This window comes from Paraburkholderia sp. BR10937 (assembly GCF_040965695.1).
Taxonomy (GTDB): domain Bacteria; phylum Pseudomonadota; class Gammaproteobacteria; order Burkholderiales; family Burkholderiaceae; genus Paraburkholderia.
Genome location: NZ_JBFRCL010000130.1, coordinates 1 through 2234, shown reverse-complemented (window position 1 = coordinate 2234; position 2234 = coordinate 1). Strand labels below are relative to the sequence as shown.

Here is a 2234-nt window from a genome sequence, read left to right as displayed (position 1 = left end):
AACCTGGCCCTGCAGGGCGGACCAGGTCTTCGCAAATTCGGGAAAGCCTCCCGAATGGCTATGAATGTTCATTTCCTTCTATTCTTCCTTGTCCATTCGTCATATTCCTTGTGCGTTAGCACATGACGAATGAACAACATTTGCCGGTTGAAATGGACTGTAGCGACGACTCGGAAATTGTTTCCTCCAACATCAAACACATAAAACTTTGTTGGAACGTAATCGACTGTAGTACCAAACGTCTTCTTAAGACCGGAAAGGTCATCGGCTTGGCAGCTACTTGCCAGCCTGTACCAGGTCATGAGAGGACTTTTCGCGGCTGAGTGTTTATCAATAAACTCTTCGAGAGCTTTCTTGGAGATGACCCGCATCTTGCTTTTCCTTCGAAATGATTAGAGCGTTGTTCATGGCAATCCTCCTTTAGTGGGGCCAGGCCCCTATGAAAAGTAGCAATCGCGTGCCGAAAGATGCGAATGCAGAGCCAGTATATTCGCAAAACGCGAAGTTCGCAAGATGCGAAGTTCGCGTTTTGCGAAAAAACCGCAAGTACGGTGGGGAGGCCAGTCGCGACAAATTTGTCGCGACAAATTTGTCGCATAATAATATACGTTAGTCAATATTACGTGGAAGGTGTTAGAATTTGTTTTCATGAGCACAGCAGCCGTCGCAGACCTCGAACTGAGCCGTTTCCCGATCCAAGAGAAGTTTGGAGACGCGTTGCTGCCCGGATTCACGGTTATCCCTGCAATTCTCCTGCGCGAGCAACGCACGCTTCACTTGAGCGATGGGGAAATGCTGGTGACCATGCATTTGCTGCTGGCGTGGTGGGAAAGGGATCGATTGCCCTATACCAAGCCGGCGACCGTTGCCCGGCGCATGGGTGTGACTGCCCGTACAGTGCAGCGACACATGAAGGGACTTGAAGAAAAGGGATACCTGACGCGGGTCGCTGGCGAGGAAGAGAAAGAGAAAGTGTCGTTCGACCTGGCGCCACTTGTCAGTAAGCTGCAGGAGTTGGGCAGAGAAGCCCAGGCTGCGAGATGGAAAGTTCAGACAGCTGAACAGGCCGGTGAGCAGATTGCGTCTGCGCTGTCCGCGGGATAACTAAGCAGGAAAGCTTGTGTACGCGTCCAACCGTACTAGGCAGCAAGACGTCGATGCAGACCGAGTGTCCAATACTCGGCCTACCCGACGGTGAAATGCGAGAAGTCCTGTCCATCCTTTGCGGATCCTTGGCAGGGCTGCACGGGCGTCCAACACCCTTGCAGTACGCCGCAGAAGATAGTCGCGGAAAAACGGGGCGTCCAACATCCTGTTTTTTCGCACCAGGCGTTTTCAATTTTAGCAGTTGTGGGAGACAGTCATGATCGAACATAGGCTAGTCCGTCTGGCAACTGCTGTCGGAGCGGCATGGTGGCTCATGCGTCTCATCGTTTCGAGTGCAGAGCGTCGCAGGATCAATGAGGCCATGCGGGCGCTCGACGAAACGAATGCCTTCGCAACAACGCCACGTGGCCAGCCCGAGTGATTGCGTCTGGCCAGCTGACAGGGAATCCGACTGACTGCCGAGTGCTGGAACGGTTCAGCCGTTTCAAGCGGGCACGGTCTTGCGTCTAATCCAGCTGTTGTTATGCCGTCAGTCGCTCACCCACCAGTCAAATACACGGCGTGCGATGTTGTTTGCATGAATTGAGCAGCCTTGGGGGTGGCTCACATGCATAGCACGCTTGTCGACGTTCTGACCCAGTTCCGGGATCTCGAGCGCGACAATCGGCAAACTTTCGTCGTTACTCGTGTAACCCCGCCCCCGGCACTCCCAAGACCAGGTCGGATAGACCGCATCGGCCGCATACAGGACGACCACCGTTGCTGCAACAAGCAGAAACGGCTTACAGAAATACCACTGCGTCATAGCGAGTCACTCAACGAAGAAGATCCGCACCAACGTCGCTAACCGCCCGCCTCGTGGATGGAAAATGTCATCCTCGCCGGGCTCACGGACGTCAAACCAAGGTGCAGATTTGCGTACATGCTCTACGTATGCCACCCATCCAGCATCGTTGCCCGAAAACAGCGACTCGCGCATCACGTGGGGAAATTGCCGGCGGTTAGGTCGTTTCTTTTCAAGCTCTGACATCCACGACCGGAACGCAAGGATCGAGTGGTGCATGAAATGCACGAGTGGCATGTTCGGATCAACGAAGTCGACAAGACTAACAGCACTCCCATGACGC

Annotated in this window: 3 protein-coding genes and 1 pseudogene; 1 reads left to right on the top strand and 3 read right to left on the bottom strand. The window is 53.8% G+C overall.

Going from position 1 to position 2234, the window contains the following annotated elements:
* Window positions 1–68: 68 nt before the first annotated feature.
* Window positions 69–371 (bottom strand): type II toxin-antitoxin system HigB family toxin, encoded by a 303-nt coding sequence (locus AB4Y44_RS42240; protein ID WP_368702793.1) that lies wholly within the window; start codon window positions 369–371, stop codon window positions 69–71.
* 277 nt (window positions 372–648) lie between these two features.
* On the opposite strand from AB4Y44_RS42240, the gene AB4Y44_RS42235 reads away from it, so the two are divergent.
* Window positions 649–1104 carry a helix-turn-helix domain-containing protein gene (locus AB4Y44_RS42235; RefSeq protein ID WP_368702792.1) on the top strand — a complete coding sequence of 152 codons (456 nt, stop codon included), beginning with the start codon at window positions 649–651 and terminating at the stop codon, window positions 1102–1104.
* Window positions 1105–1636: 532 nt separating this feature from the next.
* Here the strand turns inward: AB4Y44_RS42235 and AB4Y44_RS42230 are convergent.
* Both AB4Y44_RS42230 and AB4Y44_RS42225 read right to left on the bottom strand, forming a co-directional pair.
* The gene (locus tag AB4Y44_RS42230) at window positions 1637–1912 is read right to left on the bottom strand and encodes a hypothetical protein (RefSeq protein WP_368702791.1); all 276 of its coding nucleotides are present in this window, start codon (window positions 1910–1912) and stop codon (window positions 1637–1639) included.
* A gap of 6 nt (window positions 1913–1918) precedes the next feature.
* A pseudogene (locus tag AB4Y44_RS42225) lies at window positions 1919–2234 on the bottom strand (hypothetical protein); the annotation flags it as partial.

Bases quoted from the DNA above. Each gene is read 5' to 3' on its own strand.
- AB4Y44_RS42240 (WP_368702793.1), bottom strand. From the start codon at position 371: ATGCGGGTCATCTCCAAGAAAGCTCTCGAAGAGTTTATTGATAAACAC.
- AB4Y44_RS42230 (WP_368702791.1), bottom strand. From the start codon at position 1,912: ATGACGCAGTGGTATTTCTGTAAGCCGTTTCTGCTTGTTGCAGCAACG.
- AB4Y44_RS42235 (WP_368702792.1), top strand. From the start codon at position 649: ATGAGCACAGCAGCCGTCGCAGACCTCGAACTGAGCCGTTTCCCGATC.